19 protein-coding genes and 1 pseudogene are annotated in these 20,751 nt (G+C 69.3%); 2 read left to right on the forward strand and 18 right to left on the reverse strand.

Annotated elements, in window-relative coordinates; all coding sequences use genetic code 11:
- The 3 genes from HC028_RS07065 to lysS all read right to left on the reverse strand — a co-directional run.
- Positions 1–741 (reverse strand): Clp protease N-terminal domain-containing protein (locus HC028_RS07065; RefSeq protein ID WP_275408244.1); only part of this gene is annotated, 741 nt, incomplete at its 3' end.
- 368 nt (positions 742–1,109) lie between these two features.
- The gene (locus HC028_RS07070) at positions 1,110–1,457 is read right to left on the reverse strand and encodes a histone-like nucleoid-structuring protein Lsr2 (protein ID WP_168074281.1); all 348 of its coding nucleotides are present in this window, start codon (positions 1,455–1,457) and stop codon (positions 1,110–1,112) included.
- A gap of 85 nt (positions 1,458–1,542) precedes the next feature.
- Entirely contained in the window at positions 1,543–2,997 is a 1,455-nt protein-coding gene (lysS, locus tag HC028_RS07075; protein WP_205861189.1) for a lysine--tRNA ligase, read from the reverse strand.
- Positions 2,998–3,121: 124 nt separating this feature from the next.
- On the opposite strand from lysS, the gene HC028_RS07080 reads away from it, so the two are divergent.
- Positions 3,122–3,856, forward strand: a complete 735-nt coding sequence (locus HC028_RS07080) for a class I SAM-dependent methyltransferase (RefSeq protein WP_239075446.1) — start codon at positions 3,122–3,124, stop codon at positions 3,854–3,856.
- Here the strand turns inward: HC028_RS07080 and HC028_RS07085 are convergent.
- The 9 genes from HC028_RS07085 to HC028_RS07125 form a co-directional block, all read right to left on the reverse strand.
- Entirely contained in the window at positions 3,848–4,612 is a 765-nt protein-coding gene (locus HC028_RS07085; RefSeq protein WP_168074283.1) for a type III pantothenate kinase, read from the reverse strand. The genes HC028_RS07080 and HC028_RS07085 overlap by 9 nt on opposite strands.
- Positions 4,613–4,617: 5 nt before the next feature.
- Positions 4,618–5,478, reverse strand: coding sequence for a carboxylating nicotinate-nucleotide diphosphorylase (nadC, locus tag HC028_RS07090; RefSeq protein WP_168074285.1), 861 nt, complete (start codon positions 5,476–5,478; stop codon positions 4,618–4,620).
- Positions 5,475–7,112, reverse strand: a complete 1,638-nt coding sequence (locus tag HC028_RS07095; RefSeq protein ID WP_168074287.1) for an L-aspartate oxidase — start codon at positions 7,110–7,112, stop codon at positions 5,475–5,477. The genes nadC and HC028_RS07095 overlap by 4 nt, the downstream gene beginning before the upstream one ends.
- A gap of 26 nt (positions 7,113–7,138) precedes the next feature.
- A complete protein-coding gene (locus HC028_RS07100) occupies positions 7,139–8,002 on the reverse strand; it encodes a septum formation family protein (RefSeq protein ID WP_168074289.1) in 864 nt (287 codons plus the stop codon).
- Positions 8,003–8,074: 72 nt separating this feature from the next.
- Positions 8,075–8,977, reverse strand: coding sequence for a septum formation family protein (locus HC028_RS07105; protein ID WP_168074291.1), 903 nt, complete (start codon positions 8,975–8,977; stop codon positions 8,075–8,077).
- A gap of 48 nt (positions 8,978–9,025) precedes the next feature.
- Entirely contained in the window at positions 9,026–9,454 is a 429-nt protein-coding gene (gene panD, locus HC028_RS07110; RefSeq protein ID WP_168074293.1) for an aspartate 1-decarboxylase, read from the reverse strand.
- On the reverse strand, positions 9,455–10,297 hold the full coding sequence (gene panC / locus HC028_RS07115; protein WP_168074295.1) for a pantoate--beta-alanine ligase: 843 nt from the start codon (positions 10,295–10,297) through the stop codon (positions 9,455–9,457). It lies immediately after the preceding gene.
- Positions 10,294–11,220 (reverse strand): Rossmann-like and DUF2520 domain-containing protein, encoded by a 927-nt coding sequence (locus HC028_RS07120; protein ID WP_168074297.1) that lies wholly within the window; start codon positions 11,218–11,220, stop codon positions 10,294–10,296. Before HC028_RS07120 ends, panC begins: the two co-directional genes overlap by 4 nt.
- Positions 11,221–11,311: 91 nt before the next feature.
- On the reverse strand, positions 11,312–11,860 hold the full coding sequence (locus HC028_RS07125) for a TetR/AcrR family transcriptional regulator (protein WP_168075083.1): 549 nt from the start codon (positions 11,858–11,860) through the stop codon (positions 11,312–11,314).
- Between the two features lie 257 nt (positions 11,861–12,117).
- Here HC028_RS07125 and HC028_RS07130 point away from each other — a divergent pair.
- Positions 12,118–12,868: pseudogene (locus HC028_RS07130) on the forward strand (FAD-binding protein).
- A 104-nt stretch (positions 12,869–12,972) separates the two neighbouring features.
- Here the strand turns inward: HC028_RS07130 and topA are convergent.
- The 6 genes from topA to HC028_RS07160 form a co-directional block, all read right to left on the reverse strand.
- Entirely contained in the window at positions 12,973–15,756 is a 2,784-nt protein-coding gene (gene topA, locus HC028_RS07135; protein WP_168074299.1) for a type I DNA topoisomerase, read from the reverse strand.
- Positions 15,757–15,939: 183 nt separating this feature from the next.
- Complete coding sequence (locus tag HC028_RS07140) at positions 15,940–16,554, reverse strand: hypothetical protein (protein WP_168074301.1); 615 nt, start codon at positions 16,552–16,554, stop codon at positions 15,940–15,942.
- Positions 16,545–17,135, reverse strand: coding sequence for a hypothetical protein (locus HC028_RS07145; protein WP_239075447.1), 591 nt, complete (start codon positions 17,133–17,135; stop codon positions 16,545–16,547). Before HC028_RS07145 ends, HC028_RS07140 begins: the two co-directional genes overlap by 10 nt.
- 107 nt (positions 17,136–17,242) lie before the next feature.
- Positions 17,243–19,585: a sodium-translocating pyrophosphatase gene (locus HC028_RS07150; RefSeq protein WP_168074303.1), complete on the reverse strand. Its 2,343-nt coding sequence runs from the start codon at positions 19,583–19,585 to the stop codon at positions 17,243–17,245.
- A 334-nt stretch (positions 19,586–19,919) separates the two neighbouring features.
- Positions 19,920–20,384, reverse strand: a complete 465-nt coding sequence (locus HC028_RS07155; protein WP_168074305.1) for an ATP-binding protein — start codon at positions 20,382–20,384, stop codon at positions 19,920–19,922.
- Between the two features lie 4 nt (positions 20,385–20,388).
- Positions 20,389–20,751 carry an STAS domain-containing protein gene (locus tag HC028_RS07160; protein WP_168074307.1) on the reverse strand — a complete coding sequence of 121 codons (363 nt, stop codon included), beginning with the start codon at positions 20,749–20,751 and terminating at the stop codon, positions 20,389–20,391.

Here is a 20,751-nt window from a genome sequence, read left to right on the forward strand (position 1 = left end):
CGTGTACAGCTGCTTGTCCTTGAGCGTCTCGGGCACCTCGCCCTTGACGATCGCCTGGGAAAGGCCCTCGACCACGGCGGTCTTGCCGACGCCGGGCTCGCCGATGAGGACCGGGTTGTTCTTGGTACGGCGGGAGAGCACCTGCATCACCCGCTCGATTTCCTTCTCACGCCCGATGACCGGGTCGAGCTTGCCCTCGCGGGCAGCCTGCGTGAGGTTGCGCCCGAACTGGTCGAGCACAAGAGACGTGGAGGGGGCGGCCTCGCCGGTCGCACCGGTACCCGCAGCGGCTGGCTCCTTGCCCTGGTAACCCGAGAGCAGCTGGATGACCTGCTGACGAACCCGGTTGAGGTCGGCGCCGAGCTTGACCAGCACCTGGGCGGCGACGCCCTCACCCTCGCGGATTAGACCGAGCAGAATGTGCTCGGTGCCGATGTAGTTGTGACCGAGCTGCAGCGCCTCGCGAAGCGAGAGCTCCAGAACCTTCTTGGCACGCGGCGTGAACGGAATGTGCCCGCTGGGCGCCTGCTGTCCCTGGCCGATGATCTCCTCGACCTGCTGACGCACACCCTCCAGCGAGATGCCGAGGCTCTCGAGAGCCTTGGCCGCCACGCCCTCACCCTCGTGGATGAGACCGAGCAGGATGTGCTCCGTGCCGATGTAGTTGTGGTTGAGCATCCTGGCCTCTTCCTGCGCCAGGACAACCACGCGCCGTGCTCGGTCGGTGAACCGCTCGAACATTCCTGCTCCCTCATGTGCCGTGCCGCCGTCGCACCTGGCTGTCGACCAGACGAGATCCGACGTGACCGTGCACTTACTCTATCGCCGCGGGGCGACGGTTCCAGCCGGTGCGCCCGGACGGGAACCCGTCGGACACGTCGGCACTCAGACTCGTACCCCCGAAAATGGCTGGTTACGCGACGTTAAAGCACAACAGAAACACCTAAACGGGTGTTCCCGCAGGCCAAAGCGCTACGCGCAGAGCGAAATCGGGCCCACCCGGCGAAGGCCGGGGGGCCCGAAGTACATCAGGTCAGGGAGGCTGGCCGGCCCGCTCGCCGGGCATCACCCGCCCTCTCAGGGGGTGATGCGGGCACGCGGCGGTCCGATCAGTGGCCAGCCTCGGCGTTGTACCGATCGACGATCTCCTGCTTGATCCGGCCGCGATCGGAGACCTTGATCCCCTTGCTCTGCGCCCACTCCCGGATCGCCCTGTTCTGGTCCCGGTCACCGCCACCACGGATGCGACTCGCGGAGCGGCCGCCGGCCAGCACGCCACCCCTGCCGACCTTGGTGCCGGCGGAGACATAAGGCGCGAGGGCTTCACGCATCTTGTTGGCGTTTTTCTTTGACAGGTCGATCTCGTACTGAATGCCGTCGATCGCAAACTTGACGGTCTCTTCGGCCTCGCCGCCGTCCAGGTCGTCGACCAGCACGTGGATTGTTCGCTTGGCCACGAGTATTCCCTCCGAAAGTACGCGCCCGCCTTTAGGCAAAAACAATAACTCAAGAAGTGGGCACAGCGTCAACGGGTGTGGAAAATTACTCTGGCCGTGCGATCGGAAACAGGATTGTCTCGCGAATCCCAAGGCCGGTGAGGGCCATCAGCAACCGGTCGATTCCCATCCCCATACCGCCAGCCGGCGGCATTCCGTACTCCATCGCACGCAGAAAGTCCTCGTCGAGTTGCATAGCGTCCGGGTCGCCCTTTGCCGCCAGCAGCGACTGGGCCACCAGGCGATCACGCTGGACCACCGGGTCGACCAACTCAGAGTAGGCCGTGGCAAGCTCGAATCCGAGCACGTACAGGTCCCACTTCTCGGTCAGCCCCGGCACCTCACGGTGGGCGCGGGTCAGCGGGCTGGTCTCCTCTGGGTAGTCACGCACGAAGGTGGGCGCGATGAGGCCGGGCACGACCAGCGCCTCGAAGAGCTCCTCAGCGAGCTTTCCGGGGCCCCACTTGGGGTCGATGGGCACGTCGTGCTTGGCCGCGAATTCCATCAGCCGTGGCATCGGGGTTTCCACGGTGACCTCTTCGCCGAGAGCCTCGGAAAGCGAGCCGTAAAGCGTCACTTCGCGCCACTCGCCGCCGAGATCGAACTCCGTACCGTCGTGGTGACGCACCACGTGCGAGCCGCTCAACCGGAATGCGGCCTCCTGAACCAGCTCACGGGTCATGGTCGCCATGGTGTTGTAGTCGGCATAGGCCTGGTAGGCCTCCAGCATCGCGAACTCGGGCGAATGCGAGGAGTCGACGCCTTCGTTGCGGAAGTTTCGGTTGATCTCGAAGACCCGCTCGATGCCCCCGACCACACACCGCTTCAGGAAAAGTTCCGGGGCGATCCGGAGATACAAATCCGTGTCCAGCGCGTTGCTGCGCGTAACAAAAGGCCGTGCCGCGGCGCCGCCGTGCAAGAGCTGCAGCATCGGGGTTTCGACCTCGAGATAATCACGGTTGTGCAATGACTCGCGCAAGCTCCGGACAACCGTCGCCCTTGTCCGCACGGTTTCCCGCGCCTGGGGCCGCACGATCAGATCAACGTAGCGCTGCCGCACCCGGGATTCTTCGCTCATCGGCTTGTGCGCGACCGGCAGCGGGCGCAGCGACTTCGCTGTCATTTCCCAACGGTCGGCGAGCACGGACAGCTCACCACGTCGGCTGGTGATCACCTCGCCCTCGATTCCGACGTGATCGCCGAGGTCGACCAGGCGCTTCCAGTCGTCGAGGGCTTCCTGACCCACCCGGTCGAGGGAGAGCATCGCCTGCAATTCCGTCCCGTCACCCGCGCGCAGCGTCGCGAACGCGAGCTTTCCGGTATTGCGAATGAAGATGACGCGACCGGTGACACCCACCTTCTCGCCGGTGGCCGTGTCGGTCGGCAGGTCGCCGAAGCGCTCACGGATCTCCGCGAGGGTCGCCGTCCGGGGGAAACCGACCGGGTAAGGCTCACGGCCGGTCTCCAGAAGGCGGGCACGCTTTTCCCGCCGAACCCGCATCTGCTCCGGCAGGTCGTCGTCGGCGTCGATATGTACGGGCTGGTCGGTCACCGGTTTTCCCTCAATGCTCGGGTCGTTCGTCGTCACCGAGCCTACTCAACGCCGCTACCGGTAGTTTTAATCCGTGGACCCCTCGATCTTGCCGACGCGGGCCAGGTCCTTCGGTCAGGCCGCCGACCTCTACGACCGCATCCGGCCCCGCTACCCGACTGACGCGATCCGGTGGATCCTCGGCGATCACCCGCTCACCGTCGTTGACCTGGGCGCGGGTACCGGAATCCTCTCCCGGCAACTGGCCGGGCTGGGCTACGAGGTGATTCCCGTGGAGCCGGATTCGAGCATGCGGCAGCGGTTGAACGCGGCGGGCGGCGCGCCTGAGGCGGTGGACGGGTCGGCCGAGTCGATCCCGCTACCCGACGCCGCCGTGGACGCGGTGGTCGCGGGGCAGGCCTACCACTGGTTCGACCAGGACTTGGCGCACCCGGAGATCGCCCGGGTGCTGAAGCCGGGCGGCGTGTTCGGGCCGGTGTGGAACGAGCGGGACGAGCGCGTGGCGTGGGTCGCCGCGCTGTCCGAGATCATCGAGGACCCCGGAGCGGACGAGCGGGTCAAGCCACTCGGGCCGCTGTTCGGCGAACTCGAGCGGGCGGATTTCCGGCACTCGGTGACGCATACCCCGCAGACCCTGCTCGAGCTGGTCCGGTCCAGGTCGTTCTACCTCACCTCGAAGCCGGCGAAGCGGGCCGCCGTGGACGCCGCCATCCACGACCTGTGCGCCACCCACCCTGAGCTCGCCGGGCGCGACGAGTTCGAACTGCCGTACGTCACCCGCGCATACCGGGCTCGCCGCTCAGGCTGACACGTTCCGTTCGAAGATCATCCGCAGACCGATGAGGGTGAGCATCGGCTCGTGCTGGGTGATCGTGGCGCACTCGCCGATCACGATCGGCGCGAGGCCACCGGTCGCGACCACGGCCTCCACCGGGCCGATCTCCGACATGATCCCGCGCACGATGCCGTCGACCTGCCCCGCGAAGCCGTACACCACGCCGGACTGCAGCGCCTCGACCGTGTTCTTGCCGATGACCCGAACCGGCTTGACCAGTTCGACCTTGCGCAGTTGGGCGGCGCGGGCGGCCAGCGCGTCGATGGAGATCTCCACGCCGGGGGCGAGCACCCCGCCGAGGAACTCGCCCTTCCCGCTGACCACGTCGAAGTTCGTGGAGGTACCGAAGTCGACGACGATCGCCGGCCCCCCGTAGAGGGTGTAGGCCGCGAGCGTGTTGGCCACCCGGTCGGCGCCGACCTCCTTGGGGTTGTCGGTCGCCAACTGGACGCCCGTGCGGATGCCCGGCTCAAGGATCACCGTCGGCACGTCCGCGTAGTAACGGGACAGCATCGTGCGCAGCGATCGCAGTGACGCCGGCACCGTGGAGCAGGCGGAGATCCCGGTGACCTGTACCGCGTCCCCCGCGAGCAGGCCGCGGAACAGCAGGCCCATTTCGTCGGCGGTGTCCCGCGCGTCGGTCTTGGTGCGCCAGGAGTGCACCAGCTTCTCGCCCTCGAACGTGGCGAGAACGGTGTTGGTGTTACCGATGTCGATACACAGCAGCACGGACGTCAACTCCGGGGGCGCAGGTCCAGGGCGATGTCGAGGATGGGCGAGGAGTGCGTCAACGCCCCAACGGAAAGGTAGTCCACGCCGGTTTCGGCGAACTCACGAGCCCGGTCCAAGGTCAGGCCGCCGGTTGCCTCCAGCTCGGCACGGTCGCCGACCGCCGCCACGACTGACCGCAGCAGGTCGGGTGCCATGTTGTCGCAGAGCAGGAAGTCGGCGCCGGCCTCGACCGCCTCCTCCGCCTCGGCCACCGTCGTCACCTCGACCTGTACCGGCACGTCGGGAAAGGCCTCGCGAACCAGGCGGAAGGCCGGCGCGATGCCACCGGCCGCCAGCTTGTGATTGTCCTTGATCATGGCAACGTCGTAGAGGCCCATGCGCTTGTTGGTGCCGCCGCCGACGCGTACCGCGTACTTCTCCAGGATCCGCAGGCCGGGCGTGGTCTTGCGGGTGTCGAGGACCAGCGCCTTCGTGCCGGCCAGCTCGTCGGCCCAGGCCCGGGTGTGCGTCGCCACCCCGGACATGCGGCACAGCAGGTTGAGGGCGGTGCGCTCGGCCGTCAGGATCGCCCGGGTCGGCCCGGCCACGGTGGCCAGGACATCCCCACGGGCCACCCGCGCGCCGTCGGCCTCTTTGATCAGCACCTTCACGGTACCGGCGGAGGCCTCGTCAAAGACGACGGCCGCCACGGCCAGGCCGGCCACCACGCCGTCGGCGCGGGCAATCAGTTCAGCCGTGTCGGCCTGGTCGGCCGGGATCGTGGCGACACTGGTGACGTCCAGGCCGTCGGGCCCGAGATCCTCGGTCAGCGCGCGGCGCACGATCTCCCGTACCGCGTCCGGATTGAGCAGGTCGTCGCTCATGGCATCGGCTCCCAGTCCTCGATCAACGCACCGGCGGGCGTCACCCGCGCCAGCAGGTGCCCTCGCCACTCCTCACCGGCTGCGGGGTAATCCTCCCGCCAGTGGCAGCCACGCGTCTCCCGGCGGCCGGACGCGGCGGCGACGAGCGCGGCGGCGACGGTGACCAGGTTGGCCGCCTCCCAGCTCGCCACGTTGGGCCGGGCCCGCTGCTCCCCCAGCTGGGTGAGGGTGGCGGCGACGTCTGCGAGCGAGTCCTGGCTTCGCAGTACCCCCGCTCCCCGGCTCATGGCCTGCTGGAGCGGGCGGCGGACGGCCGAGTCGACCGCCCACTGTCGGACGTCTTCGAACACCGGGTCGCGCTGCGCCGGCAGGTCGCCGGCGATGTCCGTGGCGATCCGGCGGGCGAACACGAGGCCCTCCAGCAGCGAGTTGGAGGCGAGCCGGTTCGCACCGTGCACGCCGGTGCAGGCGACCTCGCCGCAGGCGTACAGGCCCGGGATGGACGTGCGACCGTGGAGGTCGGTCCGCGCGCCGCCGCTGGCGTAGTGCGCCGCTGGGGCGACGGGGATCAGTCCCGTCGTGGGCTCGATCCCGGCGGCGCGACAGCTCGTCATGATCGTCGGGAAGCGGGATTCGAGGAACTCCGCGCCGAGGTGGCGCGCGTCCAGCCACACGTTCGTACTGTCCTCGGCGAGCATCACCCGGTGGATGGCCTTGGCGACGACGTCGCGCGGGGCCAGTTCGGCCAGGTCGTGCTGGCCGATCATGAACCGCTTGCCGTCGCCGTCGCGCAGGTACGCCCCCTCTCCCCGCAGCGCCTCGCTGACCAGGGGTTGCTGAGAGGCGTCAGTCTCTGTGACCAACGCCGTCGGGTGGAACTGAACGAACTCGAGGTCGGTAACCGTCGCCCCGGCCCGCAGCGCGAGCGCCACGCCGTCGCCGGTCGACACGACCGGGTTGGTCGTCACCGCGTACACCTGGCCCATGCCGCCCGTGGCCAGCACGACAGCGCGGGCGAGGATCGCACCGACCCCCTCCTCGGTGCCCTCCCCGAGCACGTGCAGCGTCACGCCGCAGGCCCGACCCGCGCCGTCCCGCAGCAGATCGAGGACCAGGGCATGTTCGACCAGGCGGATCCACGGGTCCCGGCGTACGGCCGCGTGCAGCGCCCGCTGCACCTCGGCCCCCGTGGCGTCACCACCCGCGTGCACGATCCGGTTGGCGTGATGGCCGCCCTCGCGGGTCAGCATCAGGGAACCATCCGGGTTGCGGTCGAACTCCGCCCCCCAGCGCATCAGCTCCCGTACCCTCGTCGGCCCTTCGTTGACGAGCACGTCGACGGCGGTCGGGTCACCGAGCCCGACCCCGGCGACGAGGGTGTCCCGCGCGTGGGCCGCCGGCGTGTCGTACGGGTCGAGCACGGCGGCGATGCCGCCCTGCGCCCACCGGGTCGACCCGTCATCGATGTTGACCTTGGTGACGACGGTGACGTGCAGTCCTGCCTCGCGCAGGTGCAGGGCTGCGGTCAGCCCCGCGACGCCGGAGCCGACCACGACGACGTCGGTGGTCTCCGCCCACCCAGGCTGCGGAGCCTGCAGCCTGGGCGCCAGCGGAGGAAGAGCGGGAAGATCCATGTCGACAGTGAACATCACGTGTCCGATCAGCGCGGAAGCGGACCCGCGCCGATGCCTTTCACCGAGCCACGCAGTTTCTCCGCGCCGGCCACCATCGCGTAGCAGGCGAACGTCTGGTCGCTGCCGAGCCAGTCGTTGGCGCTGGTCGGGCCGACGTAGGCCGCGCGCAGGTCGGTGCGGGTCGCGCCGACGTAGCTCGTGGCGAGACCCGCGCAGCCGGAGGTCGCCGTGGAGCCCAGTTTCGCCGCGTCGTACGGAGCGTTCGGAGGCGTGATCGTGTACGTGCCGGTGAACTCCCCGTCGTGCGGCCGGTCACACGGCGTGTACGCCATCCCGTTGTCGCCGTCGCGGGCCACGCACTCGATTCCCAGTCCGCCCGCCTTCAACGCCTCGCGCAGGCTGCCCGTACGAGTGACGAACCGCTTGCTCGCCGGGCCCACCGCCTCGACGGCGGCACAGCCGAAGAAGCCCGATCCCGCCGGCTTGATCCAGGCCGCGACGACCTGGACCCGGCTGGCATGCCAGTCGCCACCGAAGAACATCGGAGCGGCCGCCAGGCAGCCGCGGCGCGCCTGTGCGTACATCAGGGCCTGCTGCACCTTGGCGTCGTCGCCCTTGCTGCGGGCAGCCTTCGCGGCCAACTCCCGGTCGACCTGCCCGACCAGGAAGACCTCGGCGGTGTGCGGCGCGGTGCAGGCCACCGGCGCTCCCGGCCAGGGGAACCCACCGGCGGCATGGCCTTCGTCGACGTTCCAGCACGACCCGACGGCCGGGGTGCCCTTGGGCCGCTCCGCACTGACCTTCTCCGGGAGAGTCAGCCAGTAGACCCCACCCACGACTCCGACGACCGCGACGGTGACAGCGGCCAACAAGATCAAGCGCTTACGCACCCCCGGCAGGGTACGCGACGGCCGCGATCCGTGGGGGGCGCGCGGCGCTGACGCTTACCCGGCGCCGACCGGTCACACGGCGTTGATCGGTAGGGCTCCGACGCCCGCACCCTTCAGCGACGTGGTGAAGTTCTTGTTCTGCATCCAGATGTAGCAGCGGGCGCCCCGGTTGCCGAGGTCCCAGTCCGCCTTGCCGAAGCCGTACGTGATCTGCCCGACCCGGTAGCGCACCTTGTCGTCGTTGGGCACGCCGGTGTACGCCGCGATCACGCTCCGACAGCCGTCCAACTGGAGTTTTTCCCGCTGGGCAGCGTCCGGGTAGGTGCCCGGCGGCGCCTGCCAGACCCCGGCGAACTCGCTGTTGTGCGCGGTCGCGCAGTCCACCGCGGCCATCGAGTCGATGTCCTGGACTTTCGTGGTGACCTTGAAGCAGCCCAGGGCGAGCGGCCGGGCGCCGGTCAGGGCGCCCTTCAGGCTGCCCGTACGGGCGGCCACGGTGTACGAGTCGAGGTCGGCGAACTCGATCAGGTCGCACCGGTACCACCGGCCACCCGCGCCCCACTGCGTGGGCGTGGGGAGGACCAGGTCGAGGCCGATGCGCCCGGTACGCCAGTCGCCGCCCACCCAGTTGTTCGCGGCCGTCGTGCAGTCGGCGTACGCCTTCTGCTGCGCCTGGCCACCGGCTGGCGGTGGCACCTCGGTCGCGGCGTCACCACCGGCGAAAGTACCGACGTGGACGGTCTCGAGGGTGTGCCGAGCGCCGCAGTCGACGGGCGGCGGGAGCTTCGGCGTCCCCGGCGACAGGTCGGCCACGTCGTAACAGGCAAACGTGGGGGGTACGGGCAGCGTCGGCTCCGGCAGCGCCGGCCAGTTGTTGGTCAGGTTGCCGTCGACGCCGGGCGGTGGACCACCGCAGCCGGCGAGCAGCAGCGCCGCGGTCGCTCCCAGGACCGCGCCGACGAACTTCCCTCGCACCCGTGAAACTCCCCTCGGGGCCTACGCCCCGGCCGGAGCATACGTGACTCAGCCGGTGGCGGTGAGATCACCACGGCGCAGGCCGTCGACCATTCCGGCAGGCGCGTCAGCCGGGTCCGAGCCGAGGGCGATGACCCGGTTGCCGGCGTCGACGTGCACCACCCGGGGCTGGTAGCTGCGCGCCGTGGCGTCGTCCATCTGCGCGTACGAGATGAGGATGACAAGGTCACCCGGGTGTACCAGGTGGGCCGCGGCACCGTTGATGCCGATCACGCCGCTGCCCCGCTGTCCCGAGATCACGTACGTCTCCAACCGGGCGCCGTTGGTCACGTCCACGATCGCCACCTGCTCGCCCGCGAGCAGGTCGGCCGCGTCCATCAGGTCCTCGTCCACCGTCACCGAGCCGACGTAGTGCAGGTCGGCCTGGGTCACCGTGGCGCGGTGGACCTTCGACTTGAGCATGGTCCGACTGAACATCTAATGAATCTCCACCGGGGCGTTGTCGATGAGGCGGGTAGTGCCGACCCGCGCCGCGATGAGCAGGCGCGCCGGGCCGTGCTCCGGGGGTGGCCCCAGTTCGGGGTCAGTGAGCACGACATAGTCAACGTCGAGGACCGCAGTCTGTTCCAACTCCTTGCGCGCGGCGGCGAGGGCGTCCTCGCCGTTCTCCGCCGCCACCGCACCCGCGCGCAGCGCGCGGGACAGCGCGAGCGCGGTCTCCCGCTCGGCTGGCGAGAGGTACCGGTTGCGGCTGGACAGGGCGAGCCCGCCCGGCTCACGTACGGTCGGCACGCCGCAGATCTCGACGCCAAGATCGAGATCTCGGACCATCGTCCGGATCAGCGTGAGCTGTTGGTAGTCCTTCTCCCCGAAGTACGCGATGTCGGCGCGGGTCAGGTGCAGCAGCTTGCAGACCACGGTCAGCACGCCGTGGAAGAAGCCGGGGCGGCTCGCGCCTTCGAGGAGTTCGCCCACCGGGCCCGGGTTGACCCGCACCGCCGGCTCACCGTTCGGGTACATCTCCGCCGGGGTCGGCGTGAACACCACGTCGACACCTTCAGCCGCCGCGATCTCCAGGTCGCGATCGAAGGTGCGCGGGTACCGGTCGAAGTCCTCGTTCGGCCCGAACTGCAGCGGGTTGACGAACAGCGTCATCACAACGTGGTCGGCCTGTTCGCGGGCGGTACGCAGCAGGCGGGCGTGGCCTTCGTGAAGTGCTCCCATGGTCATGACGACCCCGACGGTGCCCGACATCCCGGCGCGGGCCGCCGCGAGTTCGGCGCGGGTACGTGCGACGACAGGACCGGCTTCGCGGCTCATGCCGTTGCCTCCTCACAGTCATGGGCGAGACGGTTATGGGCGAGACGGTTATGGGCGAGCACGTCGAGCAACTGTTCGGCGTCCGCCGGCAGCAACCGACCGGCGGCGACCGCCCGGTCGGCGGTGCGCCGGGCGAGGGCCAGGTAGGCGGGTACCGACTCGGGCGCGCTCGCGCCGAGATCCGCCAGGTGCCGGGCGACCGTACCCGCGTCGCCGCGCGACACCGGCCCGGTCAGCGCCGCGTCGCCGAGGCGCAGCGTGTTGTCGAGGGCCGCATGCAGCAGCGGGTCGAGGACGCGGGCGGGATCGGTGACGCCCGCGTCGCGCAGGCGGTCCATCGCCTCGTTGACCAGCGTCACGAGGTGGTTGGAGCCGTGCGCGAGCGCGGCGTGGTAGAGCGCCCGGCGCTCCTCGGGGATCCATTCCACGGCCCCGCCGAGGTCGGCCACGATCCGGGTGGCGAACGCGCGCAGGTCGACCGGGGCGGTGACGCCGAAGCTCACGCCGGAGCGCAGGCGATCGAGGTCCAACCGCGTACCCGTGAAGGTCATCGCGGGGTGGAGCGCGAGCGGCCCGGCGCCGGCCACGACGGCCGGGGCGAGCGCGCCGAGGCCATGGGCACCCGAAGTGTGCGCGACGATCTGATCGGGCCCCAGCGCGCCCGCTTCGGCCAGGTCGGCGATGAGCGGGGTAAGCGCGTCGTCGGGGACCGAGACGATGACGAGACGGGTGCCGGCGGCGACCTCTTCGGCGGGTCGCACCGCGGCGGTGGGCAGAAGCTCAGCGATGCGAGTACGGGATGCGGCCGACCGGCCGGACGCGGCGATGATCTGGTGGCCGGCGGCGGCGAGGGCGGCTCCGAGGGCCGCGCCGACCCGTCCCGCGCCGACAATGCCGACACTCAGCGGCGACGTATTACCCATGTGACGATCCAGTCCTCAGCAGTGGGGTACCGGTCGTCGCAAGTATGCGCTGCCCCCGCAGAGCGCGGACAGCGCATGTGGTGTGCGCCACTTACCGCACGTGTCGGTGCAGATACTCCCGAATCAGCGCCTTGGCCTCCTCGATCACGACCGGATCTCCGGCCGGATCCCGGCGGAACGCCATCTTGATCAGCGCGTCGGCGGTCTCCACCGCGATGCTGAGCGCAAGCTCCAGGCGCACGCCCGAGGTGATGCCGAAGCGCTCGACCAGCAGCGCCGCGAGTTGCTCGACGATCACAGTGTTGTTGTCGCGCTCGTCGTCGAGCAGGTGAACGTCGACCACGTCACCGAAGTGCAGCGTTCGGAAACCGGGAGTGGTGCGGTGCATCGTGATGTACCCGTCGATCGCCGCGTCCACCGCGTCCCACCAGTACGCGAAGTTCTCCTCCGCGATGCGGGCGCCCAACAATTGCAGGTAGGACTCCAGATTGCGCATGGTCAGCGCCTGGACGACCGCGCGCTTGTCGGGGAAGAACTGGTACACGGAACCGATCGCCACGCCGGCGCGCTCAGCGAGCAGGGTCGTGGTCAGCCCGTCGTACCCGACCTCGTCTACCAGTTCGGCGCAGGCGTCGAGCATGCGGGCCACCCGCGCGACGCTTCGACCCTGCACCGGCACGCGACGCAGCGGGCCTGCGGCGCCCCGGTCGGTCGCGGGCTTGGTGGTTGCCGATGTTGCCACTGGCATGCACCCCCTCGTTCCGTCGAATCGGTCAATCTACTCAGCCCCACGATCGGCGTGCCCCCTCAGCCCTGATCGCGAAGCCTCTCCATTGACGGCCGCCGTACATGAAGAGCAGCCACATAGCTGTGACGCACATCTCATGGTCTAACTAGGTGGGCATCGCGTCGAGCACCGCCACCCGAATTGTTGCGCCGCGATCTCGCGCGGAGGTCGTCACCGCGGTGAGGACCTCCGCCGCCGACGGTCTGCGCGTCAAGGCCGTGGGCAGTGGCCACTCCTTCACCGCCACCGCCGCCACCTCCGGCGTACGGGTGGAGCTCGGCGCGTTGGCCGGGCTGGTCTCGATCGATCCCACCGCCCGCCTCGTGACCGTTCAAGCCGGGATGACGCTGCGCCGGTTGAACGCGGTGCTCGCCGCTCACGGGCTGGCGCTACCCAACTTGGGCGACATCGACACCCAACCGGTCGCCGGCGCGCTGGCGACCGGCACCCACGATACGGGCGCGGGTTTCGGATGCCTGTCCACCTTCGTGGAAGACATGGAGATCGTCACCGGCACGGGCGAGATGATCCGATGCTCCTCGCCTGATCTTCTCCGCGCGGCCGCCGTCAACATCGGCACGCTCGGTATCGTCACCGAGCTGACCCTGCCCCTCGTACGAGGTCTTCTGCACCCCGCGCCATTCACCAGTTCGCAGGCATGCCCTACGAGGAGTACTTCCGTGCGTTCGAGGCGCTGGGCTGAGGTTCGACGGCCGGCCGCACCGGGGAAAACAGCACTTCCGGGAGGCGTCCCACTTCGCTTCCGCCTCCCCCCGGTTCGGGGACTTCCGCGCCGTCCGCGACGCGCTCGACCCCGACCGGATCTTCGCGAACGAGTACCTGGACCGGATTTTCGGCTGACTTATCCACAACATGGTGGATAGCTGTTATCCACAATCCACATGGTTATCCACAGCCGATTCGATGGATGAGGATGGGCGGATCTTTGAAGCGCTGGTCCCGGATCAGGAGTCGGTGGCAGCCTTCTTGGCTGGGGCCTTCTTCGCCGGAGCCTTGGCTGCCTTGGTCGCCTTCGCTGCCGTCGCCTTCGCTGCCGTCGCCTTTGCTGGCGTTGCCTTGGCGGTGGTCGCCTTGGTGGCCGTTGACTTCGCCGCGGCTGCCTTCTTGGCGGGCGCCTTCTTCGCCGCCTTGCGGGGCGTCGCTGGGCCCTTGGCACGCTTCTCGGCGAGCATCTCGCTGGCCTGCTCGATCGTCATCGTCTCGGGCGACTGCCCGCGCCGCAGCGACGCGTTCGTCTCGCCGTCGGTGACGTACGGCCCGAACCGGCCGTCCTTGATCACCAGCGGCTTCTCGGTCAGTGGATCGTTGCCTAGCTCCCGCAGCGGCGCGGCGGCCACCCGGCGGCCCCGCGTCTTCGGGGCGGCCAGCAGCGTCAGCGCCTCGTCGAGGCCGATCGTGAACAGCTGCGACTCCGACTCGATCGACCGCGTCTCCTCGCCCCGCTTCACGTACGGGCCGTAGCGGCCGGCGTGCGCGGTGACCTCGGCGCCGTCCGGGTCGACGCCGACCACCCGGGGCAGCGTCAACAGTTGCAGCGCCTGCTCCAGGGTCAGCGTCTCCGGCGACTGGGTGCTCAGCAGCGAGGCGTTGCGGTCGCCGGACGAGATGTACGGGCCATACCGCCCCGACTTGATCATGATCGGCTCACCCGTCTCCGGGTGCTCGCCCAGCTTGCGCTCACCGCCACCGCCGAGGAACAGCTCCTCGACCTTCTCCGGGGTCAGCTCGTCGGGGGCGATGCCGTCCGGCAGCGACACCCGGTCGCCGTCCTCCTCGCCGCCCCGCTGCAGGTACGGACCGTACCGGCCGACGCGGGCGACCACGCCGTCGAAGAGCGGGATCGAGTTGACCCCGCGGGCGTCGATGTCGCCGAGCTGCTCGGTGACCATCCGCTTCAGGCCACCGGAGCGGGCGATCGAGCCCTCGTCACCGAGATCGCTGCCAAAGTAGAAGGTGCGCAGGAAGTCGATCGCAGCCGCGTCGCCGCCGGCGATCTCGTCGAGCTCGTCCTCCATGCTGGCGGTGAAGCTGTAGTCGACCAGCCGGGGGAAGTACCGCTCGAGCAGTCCGACCACGGCGAACGCCAGGAACGACGGGATCAGCGCCTGGCCGCGCCGGAAGACGTACCCACGGTCCTGGATCGTCTGCATGATCGACGCGTACGTGGAGGGCCGGCCGATGCCCAGCTCTTCGAGGGCCTTGACCAGCGACGCTTCGGTGTAGCGGGCCGGCGGCTGGGTGGTGTGGCCGAGCGCCGCCAGCTCCTCGGCCGTCAGGCCCTGACCCTTGACCAGGTTCGGCAGCCGCCGCTCGCTGTCCTCGGCCTCGGCGTCCTCGTCGTCGCTCGACTCCACGTAGGCACGCAGGAAGCCCGGGTCGGTGATCGTCTTACCGGTCGCCGCGAAGTCCACCGACTCGTTCGACGTCGACAGGGCGTTGATCCGAACCGAGATCGAGTTACCGACCGCGTCGGTCATCTGGGACGCGATGGTGCGCCGCCAGATCAGCTCGTAGAGCCGGAACTCCTCGGCCGACAGCTCCTTGGCCACCTCGCCGGGCGTCCGGAACGTGTCGCCGGCCGGGCGGATCGCCTCGTGCGCCTCCTGCGCGTTCTTGACCTTGCCGGTGTACCGGCGGGGCTGCGGCGGCACCGCCACGTCGCCGTACAGCTCGCGGATCTGCGTACGGGCAGCCGAGATCGCCGCCTCGGAGAGGTTCACCGAGTCGGTACGCATATAGGTGATGTAGCCGTTTTCGTACAGCCGCTGGGCCGTGCGCATCGTCTGCTGGGAGGAGAAGCGCAGCTTGCGCGACGCCTCCTGCTGCAGCGTGGAGGTGATGAACGGCGCGTACGGCCGGCGCCGGTAGGGCTTCTCCTCGACCCGGGTGACGGTGAACGGGCGGCCCTCCAGGCGCGCCGCGAGGCCGCGAGCGCCCTGCTCGTCGAGGTGCACGACCCCGGCGCCCGGCCGGACCCGGCCGGTCGTCGGCTCGAAGTCCTTGCCGGTGGCGATCCGGTCGCCGTCCAGGGCGATCAGGGTGGCGTTGAACGAGCGAGCCCCCTCGGCGGCTTCCTGGATGGCGAGCAGCGCCCGGATGTCCCAGTACTCCGCTGAGCGGAACCGCATCCGCTCCCGCTCGCGCTCGACCACGATGCGCGTGGCGACCGACTGCACCCGGCCCGCCGACAGCTTCGGCATGACCTTCTTCCACAGGACCGGCGAGACCTCGTACCCGTAGAGCCGGTCGAGGATGCGCCGCGCCTCCTGGGCGTCGACCAGCGCGCGGTCGATCTCGCGCGGGTTGGCGACCGCGGCCTGGATCGCCGGCCGGGTGATCTCGTGGAAGACCATCCGCTTGACCGGCACCTTGGGCTTGATCGTCTCCAGCAGGTGCCAGGCGATGGCCTCGCCCTCGCGGTCCTCATCCGTGGCGAGGAAGACCTCGTCGACCTCCTTGGCCAGCTTGATCAGCTTAGCGATCTGCTGCTTACGGTCCTGGCTGACCACGTACAGCGCCTGGAAGTCGTTGTCGACATCGACCCCGAGCCGCGCCCACGGCTCCTTCTTGTACTTCGCAGGCACGTCGGCCGCGTTACGCGGAAGGTCACGAACGTGGCCCAGGCTCGCCTCAACGACGTACCCGGGACCGAGGTAACCCGAGATCGTCTTGGCCTTCGCCGGTGACTCGACGATGACCAGACGCGTTCCGTTGGCGGACTTGGGCACGGCGCTCCCCGTGGTGTTCTGCGGATCGTGGGTATCAGCCGGTCGGCTGAATGACTGTCAAACGTAACGCGCCAACCGGAAAGCGGTTTAGGGGCCGCGTCACGGGACAGACGGCGCCACCGTACACCGATTAACCGGTTGGACGCCCAGTCATACCCGATTTCCTGCTGGCATGTCGTCCTTTCAGATCCAATTTTCACCGGTTACACCGGCAGGTGGATCACCGACAAGTTCGATCAACCTGGCCAACCGGCGTCGTCCGACGATGCGATACGCCGGGCCGCCCGCGCGGGGCCCCAGCAGCACCGGTGGCAGCCCGACTGCGGCGAGCGCCGCACCGACCACTCCCCACATGGGTTCGTCCGAAACACCCAGTTTCAGGGCAAACGCGGACGCTCCGTCCCGCTCCCCCGCGGCGATCGCCCACAGCCGCAGCCGCCGGCCGTCCAGCGCGAAGCCCGGCGGCGGGTGTTTCACCGCGCCGCGCAGCCAGGACGCTCCCAGCGCCGCCAGGGCCGACGAGTACGCGGTGCGGAAGCAGATGTGCCCGTCCACGCCTCCCGGCTCGCCGGTCGCCCGCTCGCCGGTCACCCGCTCGCAGGTCGCCGCGAGGCCCCGTGCGCTCGCCTCGGCCAGCAGCGCCCTGGCCCGCCACGGCTGGTCGACCACGATCGAGACCCGGGCGGTGCCGCCCATCCGCACCACCTGGCCCGCCCCGGCCAGCAGCCCTTCGAAGTCGAGCGGCGACGCCGGTCGCCCCTCCACCCCGAATAGGGACAACTGCCTGCCTAGTGACACTCGGGAACCTCGTTGAACGCCTGACGCAGCGGAGCCGAGGAGAGCTTGTCGACCTCCAGCGCGCTCGCCGCGTACTCGTGTTGAAGCTTTTCGAAGGCCGTCGCCACCGCCGAGTAGAACGCGTTGGCGTCACCGGTGTCCAGGTCTTTGACGGTGCTGCGGGCGTGTCCGTACGCGTCGCGCGCGGCCTGCAGGGAGGCGACGAACCGGGCGGCGATCTCTTTGCCCTGGTCGACGTCGGGCGCCCCGGCGTCGGCGACCCGCTGGCGGGCCGCCTCACTCGCGGCCTCGGCGCCGCTGAGCAGCCCGATCAGGTTCTGCTTGGCCTGAGCCGACGTGGTCGCGCTGGTCAGCTGGGCCTGCGTCTCCTGGGTGAGCGTGGCGAGCCGGGCCCGCCACGGCGACAGCGCCGTGCACACCGACTTCGCCCAGGCGGCGGGCGTCACGCCGGAGCCGTGGCCGGCGCTGGGGGACCCCCCGCGCGAACCGCAGGCGACCAGGAGACCCGGGATCAGCGCGACGGCCAGCAATGACGGCGCGAAGCGGCGCACAAGTGGCACCGTCGCCAGCGTGATCGTCATGGCCGCCAGCGTAGAGCGCCGCGGATGGAGTGCGGTGCCGCCCAAGAAAGCAGGTGCCCCTGCGGCACGAACTCGTGCTGCAGGGGCACCTTGCTTCCGTCCACGGATCAGGCGGTGACCCTAGCCTGCTTGTCCGTTGGCACGCCGGGCTCGCCCGCTTCCGACATGGCGATCGGCTTGCGCTTACTGAACACGACCGCGCCGACGATGATCAACGCGGCGACGACCGCGATGGTGATCCGCAGCGGGGTGTTCTTGTTGTCGCCCACGCTCCAGGTCACGATGGCCGGCGCGATGAGCAGCGAGACGAGGTTCATCACCTTCATCAGCGGGTTGATCGCCGGCCCGGCGGTGTCCTTGAACGGGTCGCCGACGGTGTCGCCGATGACCGTCGCCGCGTGCGCGTCCGAGCCCTTGCCACCGAAGTGGCCGTCCTCGACCAGCTTCTTCGCGTTGTCCCAGGCACCACCGGAGTTGGCCAGGAACAGCGCCATCAGCGTGCCGGTCCCGACCACACCGGCCAGGTACGCGGCCAGCGGACCGACCCCGAGGCCGAAGCCGACCGCGACCGGGGCCAAGACCGCCAGCAGGCCGGGGGTCATCAGTTCGCGCTGGGCGTCCCGGGTGCAGATGTCGACGACCTTGCCGTACTCCGGCCGCTGGGTGCCGTCCATGATCCCCGGGTACTCGCGGAACTGGCGGCGCACCTCGAACACGACCGCGCCCGCCGACCGGGACACCGCGTTGATCGCCAGCCCCGAGAACAGGAACACGACCGCGGCGCCGAGCAGCAGGCCGACCAGGTTGCTCGGGTTGGCCACGTTGAGGATCTGATCGATTCCCGTACCGACGTTGGCGCTCTCCAACGCCGTCCGGATGGTGTCGGTGTACGACCCGAACAGCGCGGTCGCCGCCAGGACAGCGGTTGCGATCGCGATGCCCTTGGTGATCGCCTTGGTCGTGTTGCCCACCGCGTCGAGCTCGGTGAGCGTACGGGCGCCGTTCTCGTCGATGTCGCCGGACATCTCGGCGATGCCTTGGGCGTTGTCGCTGATCGGACCGAAGGTGTCCATGGCGACGATCACGCCGACGGTGGTCAGCAGGCCGGTGCCGGCGAGCGCCACCGCGAACAGCGACAGCGTGATCGAGCCGCCGCCGAGCAGGAACGCGCCGTAGACGCCGGCCGCGATGACGACCGCGGAGTACACCGCCGACTCGAAGCCGACGCTCACCCCGGCGAGCACCACGGTGGCCGGGCCGGTCAGCGAGGTCTTGCCGATGTCCTGGACCGGCCGGCGGCCCGTCTCGGTGAAATAACCGGTGATGGCCTGGATCACGGCGGCGAGCACGATGCCGATGACCACCGCGACGATCGCGACCACCTGCGGGTTCCGCGTCGTGCTCGCCGCCAGCGGCGAGTCGTGCAGAGCGTCGAAGGTGTTCGGCAGGTACGCGAACGTCGCGATCGCGACCAGGACCGCCGAGATCAGCGCGGACAGGTAGAAGGCCCGGTTGATCGCGGCGAGGCCGGAGCGGTCGGACTTGCGCAGGCGGGTGATGAACACGCCGATGATGGCTGTCAATACCCCGATCGTGGGAACGATCAGCGGGAAGACCAGACCCTCCTCACCGAACGCCGCCTTGCCCAGGATCAGCGCGGCGACCAGCGTCACCGCGTACGACTCGAACAGGTCGGCCGCCATACCGGCGCAGTCACCGACGTTGTCACCTACGTTGTCAGCGATCGTCGCCGCGTTGCGCGGGTCGTCCTCGGGGATGCCCTTCTCGACCTTGCCGACCAGGTCGGCTCCGACGTCGGCGGCCTTCGTGAAGATGCCGCCGCCGACCCGCATGAACATCGCGAGCAGGGCGGCGCCGAAGCCGAAGCCCTCCAGAACGGTAGGCGCGTGGCTCTTGTAGACCAGAACGACGATCGACGCGCCGAGCAGGCCGAGGCCGACGGTGAGGAACCCGACGACGCCACCCGTACGGAAAGCGATCTTCATCGCCGTTTCCCGCCCGCCCGTGGCTTCCCTGGCCGCTGCCGCGACGCGCAGGTTGGCGCGGGTCGCCATCGCCATTCCGGCGCCACCGATGAACGCGGAGAAGAGCGCGCCGATGACGAAGAACAGTGAACGGCCGATCTTGACCGTCGTGTCGTTGCCGCCCGTGTCGCTGACAGGGAGCAGGAACAGCAGTACTACAGCAATTACGACGAAGATGCCGAGGGTCTTGAACTGGCGGAACAGGTACGCAGTAGCGCCCTCCTGTACCGCCCCGGCGATCTCCTGCATTCGTTCGGTGCCCTTACCGGTGGCAAGAACCGCCTTCACCAGCGCGGCCGCAAAACCCAACGCCACCAGGGCGATGACGGCGGCGACGATGATGTAGGTCAGGTTGCTACTGGAGAGGGTCACCTCGCCACCTTCGGCGAGATAGAGCGCGGACATTCGTCGTCCTCCTGATACCAAGGCACAGGTGACAGGTACCGCAGGCGACTCACCAGCGGTCCAGTCTCCACGCGGGGCGTCCCGACATCCACTCCTGCCCAGGTGCGGGACCGGGATGTCACTTATGACCCGCGTACTCTAGCCGCCCGACGTGTGCCCGGTCACACCGGCGACCACCATGTCGCATCGATTTTCGCCAACATGCTAGCCGGCTTTCGGATGGGAGCGCTCCCGAGCACCGTTCATAACGGTCATCAATGGATCATGAGGACAGATGAGCGGGCGATGCACCCGTGAGCGGGCGATGCGCCCGTCGCGAAGTGCCCGCGGTGGGTCAGGCGTCGGTGGGCTTGCGGGTGACCGGCCAGGACATGCTGACCTCGGTACCCAAACCGTCGGCCAGGGTGTTGACCTGAAGATCGTCAACGAGGCCGGCGAGCAGCGTGAGCCCCATCCGTGCGGCGACGGCCTCTTCGGCAAGGGACTCGGGCACCTCGGCCGCCGCCGGCGCCTCGCCCAGGAACGCGGCGGGATCGGTCGTCGCCGGGCTGTCGCTGACCCGGTCGGTAACCCGTACGGTGAACCGGTCACCGTTGTTCATCGCCATGTCGATAAGGCTGTCCGTGCCCTGCGAACGATGCAGTGCGACCGCACGCGAACAGGCCTCGCCGATAGCTAGCCGGATTTCTTCCAGCAGCTCATCGGCCACGCCGGCCCGGCGCGCCACGGCGACCGCGACGAGTCGCGCGGTGCGCACGTGGGCCGGTGCCGGCGAGAACGACAGGCGTACCGTCGGCATCACGCTACGCCGACTGGCCCGCGTCAGCGCCCGTCGCCGCGGTGGCTGCCTCGACCGAGTCGTACAGCGCGAAAACCCGGTCGAGCGCGGTGATCCGGAAAATCTTCAGCAACCGCTCATGGCCGCAGACCAGGGCCAGCGTGCCCCCAGCGGCCCTCAGCCGCTTGAGCGCTCCCACCAGAACACCCAGTCCGGTCGAGTCGAGGAACTCGACGCGGCTCAGGTCGACAATCACGCTGCGGGCACCGGCCTCGACAAGTTCAACGAGGCGCTCACGCAGCCGCGGCGCGGTATAGACGTCGACCTCGCCACCGACCTCGAGCACCGTGTGATCGTCAACGGTGCGGGTCGACAGCGACAACTCCAT

Source organism: Planosporangium flavigriseum (genome assembly GCF_011947225.1).
Taxonomy (GTDB): Bacteria; Actinomycetota; Actinomycetes; order Mycobacteriales; family Micromonosporaceae; genus Planosporangium; species Planosporangium flavigriseum.